7 protein-coding genes and 1 pseudogene are annotated in these 6,777 nt (G+C 44.3%); 1 reads left to right on the forward strand and 7 read right to left on the reverse strand.

Features of this window, described 5'->3' with window-relative positions; genetic code table 11:
* Positions 1-83 precede the first annotated feature (83 nt).
* The 5 genes from O9295_RS16125 to O9295_RS16145 all read right to left on the reverse strand — a co-directional run bounded on the left by O9295_RS16125 (position 84) and on the right by O9295_RS16145 (position 4,568).
* Positions 84-818, reverse strand: coding sequence for a M15 family metallopeptidase (locus O9295_RS16125; RefSeq protein WP_287972138.1), 735 nt, complete (start codon positions 816-818; stop codon positions 84-86).
* Positions 819-849: 31 nt separating this feature from the next.
* Complete coding sequence (locus tag O9295_RS16130) at positions 850-2,241, reverse strand: NAD-dependent malic enzyme (RefSeq protein WP_147068652.1); 1,392 nt, start codon at positions 2,239-2,241, stop codon at positions 850-852.
* 497 nt (positions 2,242-2,738) lie between these two features.
* Positions 2,739-3,224, reverse strand: a complete 486-nt coding sequence (locus O9295_RS16135) for a GNAT family N-acetyltransferase (RefSeq protein WP_125730583.1) — start codon at positions 3,222-3,224, stop codon at positions 2,739-2,741.
* A gap of 22 nt (positions 3,225-3,246) precedes the next feature.
* Positions 3,247-3,555, reverse strand: a complete 309-nt coding sequence (locus O9295_RS16140) for a hypothetical protein (protein WP_002759516.1) — start codon at positions 3,553-3,555, stop codon at positions 3,247-3,249.
* 119 nt (positions 3,556-3,674) lie between these two features.
* On the reverse strand, positions 3,675-4,568 hold the full coding sequence (locus O9295_RS16145; protein ID WP_288033828.1) for a methylenetetrahydrofolate reductase: 894 nt from the start codon (positions 4,566-4,568) through the stop codon (positions 3,675-3,677).
* A gap of 230 nt (positions 4,569-4,798) precedes the next feature.
* Between O9295_RS16145 and O9295_RS16150 the strand changes: the two genes are divergently transcribed.
* Positions 4,799-5,527 carry a GDSL-type esterase/lipase family protein gene (locus tag O9295_RS16150; protein ID WP_147069290.1) on the forward strand — a complete coding sequence of 243 codons (729 nt, stop codon included), beginning with the start codon at positions 4,799-4,801 and terminating at the stop codon, positions 5,525-5,527.
* Here the strand turns inward: O9295_RS16150 and O9295_RS16155 are convergent.
* Together O9295_RS16155 and O9295_RS16160 are read right to left on the reverse strand one after the other, a co-directional pair.
* The gene (locus O9295_RS16155; RefSeq protein ID WP_288033829.1) at positions 5,497-5,763 is read right to left on the reverse strand and encodes a PIN domain-containing protein; all 267 of its coding nucleotides are present in this window, start codon (positions 5,761-5,763) and stop codon (positions 5,497-5,499) included. The two genes, O9295_RS16150 and O9295_RS16155, sit on opposite strands and share 31 nt — an antisense overlap.
* A gap of 137 nt (positions 5,764-5,900) precedes the next feature.
* A pseudogene (locus O9295_RS16160) lies at positions 5,901-6,129 on the reverse strand (type II toxin-antitoxin system Phd/YefM family antitoxin).
* Positions 6,130-6,777 lie beyond the last annotated feature (648 nt).

The raw sequence follows: 6,777 nt of genomic DNA on the forward strand, positions 1-6,777 counted from the left end.
TTTCTAAAAAGTTGGTGCGTTACGGCAATATTTAGACCTTGATTTTTTCCCTAAAAACAATGGATGCCTAACGCACCCTACGTTTATTTTTGTTTTCCTAATTGTTGGGCCTTATAAAAAGTTTCTAAACTGTCACTATCCCCGACAAAACGCCAGTGCCAGGGTTCATAATTAATACCCTGGAGATTATTTTCGGGGAAAGATAACTCGAAACTATACTGGGCAGCGTTATTTTGCAACCAACGAAAAGCGGCAGTATTAGCAAAACTGCTACTTAAATTAGTTGCGGGAGCGCTACCATCGCCAATATCGATCGCATAACCAGTATGATGTTCGCTGTAACCCGGAGGTGCGCTCACTTCTGCTCGTTTGCGGGTTTGCTGATTGCGTTGTTTTTTAACTTCAAAAAAGAGCTTTTCTTGGGTTGCTTTCGATCGAAATGCGGAAATCGGCATTAAAATCACCCCCGACCTTCTCGCGTCACTCTGCATCTCGATAAAAGCCTTGGCTGCCGGTTTCCTTAAACGCATAGCACCATCCCCAGTAATGGGGGCTAATTCCGTCTCTGGGGCCTCTTGATAGGGTAAATGACCTAGAATGTTCTCAATGGGGCTAGGAGTGGCTTTAATCGGGGGGGATGGATTAATAACCGGTTTTTTTACGGAAGCAGGGGGACGATTCAAGACTGCTATGGCAATTAGGCCGGTTCCCACCAGAGCAAGTAAACCGCTTGCGATCGCTATTAGACCATTAGGATTAGTAGTTTTTGTGTACTGGTTGTCCCGCAAAGCTTCGGGAATATCATCGATCGGTTTCACGGTTTACTTACCCTCCTGCACCATAATTACATTATTCCCCGGCCACTCCATCTTGACGAGCAGCGTGTTGAACGGCGGCGGCCACAGCCGTAACTACACGACTATCAAAAACCGAGGGAATAATATTCTCTCGATTGAGATTAGCAGGAGTGATCAAAGAAGCGATCGCTTTGGCCGCTTCCAGATACATATTATCGGTGATTGCCCTAGCGCGACAGTCCAAGGCCCCGCGAAATAATCCGGGGAAAGCGAGAACATTGTTAATCTGATTGGGATAATCGCTGCGTCCGGTAGCCACCACGGCCACTAAATCATTGATTAATTCCGGTTGAATTTCGGGAATCGGATTAGCCATGGCAAAGACGATCGCATCTTTAGCCATTCCCTTGACCATTTCGGGAGTCAATACCCCCGGTACGCTCACCCCCAAGAAGACATCAGCGCCTTTAAGAGCATCCCCTAGCTTACCAGTGGCGGCCACGGCCCAAGCTTGTTTTTCTGGGGTTAAATCGTCCCGTTTTTGGGAGAGGATGCCAAGGGAATCACAGAGGGTTATATCTGTAGCTCCTGCGGTTTTAAAGAGGGTAGCGATGGCGATTCCCGCTGCACCCGCACCATTAATGACGATTTTGACTGTATCAAGCGATTTTTTGACAAATTTGAGGGCATTAATCAGGGCAGCCAGGGAAACGATCGCTGTACCGTGTTGATCATCGTGGAAAACGGGAATATTTAATTCCGCTCGCAGACGTTTCTCGATTTCAAAACAGCGTGGAGCGCCGATATCCTCTAGGTTAATACCCCCAAAAACCGGGGCGATTCTTTTGACGGTTGCGATGATTTCTTCGGGGTCTTGGGTGGCTAAACAGATGGGAAAAGCGTCAATTCCGGCGAATTCCTTGAATAACATTGCCTTCCCTTCCATTACTGGTAGGGCAGCCTCCGGCCCGAGATTTCCTAATCCTAATACCGCGCTACCATCGGTAACTACAGCGACGGTGTTGCCCTTGATGGTCAATGAGTACACTTGTTCGGGGTCGTGGGCGATAGCGGTGCAGATGCGACCAACTCCGGGGGTGTAGGCCATGGCCAGGTCATCTTGGGAGGTGAGGGGAATACGACTCTCAATGGAGATTTTACCCCGACGATGGAGATCGAAGGTGCGATCGGAAACTTTCAGGAGTTTAACATCCGGTAGAGCTTTAACCGCAGCGATAATCTGTTCCGCTTGGTCGGTACTAGCGGCATCAACCATCACCTCGCGGGTGCTAATCTTTAAATTGCGTTCGATCAGAGAAATTTGCCCTAAATTACCCCCGACATCGGCGATCGCATTGAGGACAGAAGCGAAGGTTCCCGCTTGATTGGGGATTTCTATCTTGAGACTTAAACTATAGCTAGGATTGGGCGTTAAATGAACCATGCTGAAGGCTTCCAATACTGATAAATATTGATTATCTTCTATCTGTGAAGGACTTTGGTATCTAATCGCGCAGTTTCTTTAGCTATTAGGGTTTCTCTGGGCCTAACACCAGGGGAGCGGGGTGTGGGGTGTGGGGAGAAGGTAGGAAGGCTGCATCTCACATTTGCAAAAATACCGACAATCAGCAATTATCAGTCACTCTCAAATGCGTACAAAAGTATTAACAACTACCTGTAAGCAGCCCACCGAAAAACTAATGCGCTCCGGGGTTTGGGGGCGGCGCCACGCCCCCAACGGGGGGTTTGGGGGGTTCTACCCCCCAAAAGCTTGGATTGAGTAATCAGATCTGAAGTAATACGGCCATCCGTTGAGTCTAGGCCACATATCAGGAAAGAAACTCCTGCAAAAGGGGGAATAAATAATCAGTTTTTAATAACCGGATTTAGGATCAGAATATTTTCATGCTTGACGGTGTAACTTGTTGCATCGGGACTGACTTATTTATCGCTATTACCCAATTCGGTTAAAGCAGTCCCGGTGAGACGACAAATTTGCCACTCTTTGAAGACCTTAGCCCCCATTTTTCCATAAAAATCGATCGCCAGTTGATTCCACTCTAAGACAGTCCATTCTAAAAGTCCTGCATCCCTAGCGACGGCAATTTTAGCCACAGCCATTAGTAAAGCTTTCCCGATACCTTGACTACGATAATCGGGTAAAACGAAGATATCTTCCAGATAAATCCCCGGTTTAGTTATAAAGGTGGAATAGTTAGCAAAAAATAGGGCAAAACCGACTATTCTACCCTCTACTTCCGCGACCAATGCTTCGATGTAGGGTTTTTCTCCAAATAAATGATCCCCTAAAGCTTGACTATTTCCTGTCATTAAATGGCTGAGTTCTTGATAGGCTGCTAAGGCAACAATTAAGTCAAAAATAGCCTTGACATCGGTAGCAACGGCAGCACGGATGGAATAATTCATGATTGCTAGTCAAATCTTGATTTTAATGCTGATGATGTTTATGGGGAGATTCAGCAGGGGGAGAATTAAGATTGGAAAAATGGCCGTTATTTAATCCCATCCCAACGCTACCAATACTGAAAAGTCCCATGGAAACAAAACCGGCCGCAATTGTCCCCATGGCCACGGTTCCAATGGAAACTATTCCCATAGGAACAATACCGATGGAAATAACGCCCATGGGAACAATGCCAATAGAAATTATACCAGTGGGAGCAATACCGATCGACAACCATTTTCGCCCGGAATTACCACAACTATTCTCTTTTTCTTGACCTAGATTGGAATCCATGCTTTTAACCCCGAAGATGCTTTGAGCCTTACCATCCTAGGTTAGGGGTAGAATTCTTGTCAAAAGACCAGTAGTCAAAATGAAAGTTAATTTTTTATAAAAACTATTGACTTTTAATCTCAGTTATGTATTGGCGGGATACCGGCCACGTCGAGAATTTTTGGGACTAGATCCTCCCGTTTAATCGCCATGATGTGGACACCTTGACATAACTGCTGGGCTAATTTTATTTGTTCGGCGGCGATTTTGATACCTTCTTCGAGGGGATGAGGTGCATCAGCGAGTCTTTGAATGATATGGTCGGGAATTTGTACCCCTGGCACATTTTTATTTAAAAATACGGCGTTTTTAGCTGATTTTAACAGAAAAATTCCCGCTAGAACCGGTTTATCGGCGAGGGAGGCCACCTGCTGCATGAACTTATCAAGGCACTCGAAATCCGTAACTAATTGACTTTGAAAAAACTGCGCTCCCGCTTCGATTTTACGCTCAAAACGGCTTTGAAGACCAGACCAACTTTTTGACTGCACATCGACGGCAGCCCCGGCAAAAAGTTCTAGGGATCCATCGGGTAAAGATTTATCGTTAAAGTCGAAACCTTTATTTAATTTATCGATTAATTTTAACAAACGTACCGATTCTAGGTCAAAAACTGCTCTAGCCTGGGGGTGATCTCCTGCTTTGACGGGATCTCCAGTTAAAGCTAGTATATTTCTCAATCCCAAGGCATGAGCGCCCATTAGGTCTGCTTGTAATCCGATCACATTGCGATCGCGACAGGCTATTTGACAGATGGGTTCGATGTCGTGTTGATAGAGAATAGCGGAGGCAGCCAGAGAGGACATTCGCACTACGGCGCGACTGCCATCGGTAATATTAGCCGCATGAACACGATTTTTTAGCCAGAGGGCCATTTCTAGCATATGACTGGCATTACCCCCTTTCGGGGGAGTAATCTCGGCTGTAATCAAAAATTCTCGGTCTTGAACCGCACGTCGTAAACGAGTAGTCATCAATTTATCTAGGTTTTAATCATAAATTTTATAGTAGATTTAGCCCGGAAATGACTCGGAGGCAAGGAATGATCATCGGGCGGCCTTGTTTTATACTGGTCAGTGCTGGTGCTTGGCTGATATCAGATGAGTTAACTGGCAGGAAAAAATTTCTAATGTAGTATAATACACGGACAGTTTAACCAAATTCGTTTACAAGTGTAAAGGACAACCGATTCGATCGAGCGATCATGCAAACTCTTTCTCGTTTACCTACTAAAGACAAAGGCCTAATCATGCCCCATCCCCTCAAAATCGTCGCTTTAGGTGATAGCCTTGTGTATGGCTATGGCGACCCCGTGGGTGGCGGTTGGGCCGAGCGCCTACGTCGTTTGTGGATGGAAAGTGCCGGTCATGCCCTGTATAATTTGGGGATTCGCGGCGATCGAGTGGTACAAGTGTCCGAACGCTTAGAACAGGAATTTCGTCTCAGGGGGGAAATTCGCAATCGTCTTCCTGACCTGATTCTTCTCTCCGTCGGTGTTAATGATACAGCCCGTTTAGGCCGGCCCGATGGTCGTACTTATACCGATCACGATCTTTTTCAAACTCAAATCGAACATTTACTCGGCCGGGCCCGTTCTCTTTGCCCGGTTTTGTTTATAGGTATGATTCCCGTGGATGAGCGGAAAATGCCCTTTTTAGATTGCTTTTACTTCAACCATCGCGATCAGTATCGTTTTAAGGAAACCACTAAACAAGCTTGTCTAGAACAAAATATTCCCTATCTCGATTTATTTGATCTCTGGATGAACCGGGGCGATCTGTGGTGCCAAGAAAGATTAATGCAAGATGGACTTCATCCCAATGTCCAGGGCTATCAATCAATTTTAGAGGATATTTTAAACTGGTCGCCCCTCACCTCCTTTGTCGGTGTGGATGGTTTTATTCAACCTTTCACAGGAATTGCCGAAAAGTGATGTCCTCTGTTCTCAGTGGTTCTAGCGGTGCTACGGAAACCAGAAGAGCCGGTAATATAAGCGAACTTACCCCCTACATATCTACTACAATGCTGAACAGACAATTGCGCTACTCGTTCAAAATGTAGTAAATTAAGGGGCAAAATTTGCCAATCATTGCTCTGAATTTGTGACTCAATCAATTCTCGGAAAGGTGAATCAAAAGTTAATTTTTCCAGACTATATTTGATCGTCATTTTCCAAAAACTACCTTAACTAAGATAAACTAGATTTTCTCTTTCATTAATCATAATTTTATGGTTGTCTCTCAATTGTTTATTATTAATGACATACCAAAGAAATATATGAGTATCTATTAAAAACTTGAGCATAATTATTGATAATCTTCAAAATCAGTTAAAGGAGCATCAAAATCATCGGCTATCCAAAATTTTCCCGCAGCACTTCTCGGTTGAAGCGGTGGTTTCTTGGCTAACTTTACAGGACTTAATTTAACTACAGATTCATTATTTTCTGTGATGATAATTTCTTCACCTTTAAGTACAGCTTCCAATAACTCATTTAAGTTGATTTTTCGCTTGTTTTAATTCAACTGTAGTCATTAGTTTACCTCACTGATCAACAACACAAACATTAGTTTAATCTCAATCAAGAAAAGCGATGGATTAAGTTATATCTAGGGTTTGCTGAATAAATGTGAAATGTAGGCAAGGTAAGAGTTTTGTGGCTTTACGAGCGAAACAGGTGCAAATTTTGAGAGAATCGTCGTTCAAAACCTTGCGTCTTCATCGGCCCGCGTCCTGTAGGGGCGAAGCATTCGGGCAATAACCTATCGGTGAAACCGTAGATTTTCTATCCGAATGCTTCGCCCCTACTTTTTGCCGCAAACCCTATCTATATCCTTACTTTTAATCATGATACCAATACTCACCCCCTGTCAGGAATGTCAGACACATTCTCATACTTTCTAGCGGAATTATCGCCATTAGCCTGTAGTAGTAGTAGGTTGGGTTGAGGAACGAAACCCAACACACAATAATTGTTATGATTTCTTGGAGCAGGTTGAAAAATCGATCTTCTATTGGGACTTAGACAAAAAACAAATTGAGAAAAGCCTCAACTCCAATCCCCGCTTGGGATTTACTTCGAGAAGCCCAAAATCGCTGAAACCCAGATATATCAAGGAAAATCATAAATCGAGGTTAACCCTTTGTCCCGTAATGGTTTGAGCCTTTTTTGCTGACCGAAAA

The organism is Microcystis sp. LE18-22.4A, from assembly GCF_027531105.1.
Taxonomy (GTDB): Bacteria; Cyanobacteriota; Cyanobacteriia; order Cyanobacteriales; family Microcystaceae; genus Microcystis; species Microcystis aeruginosa.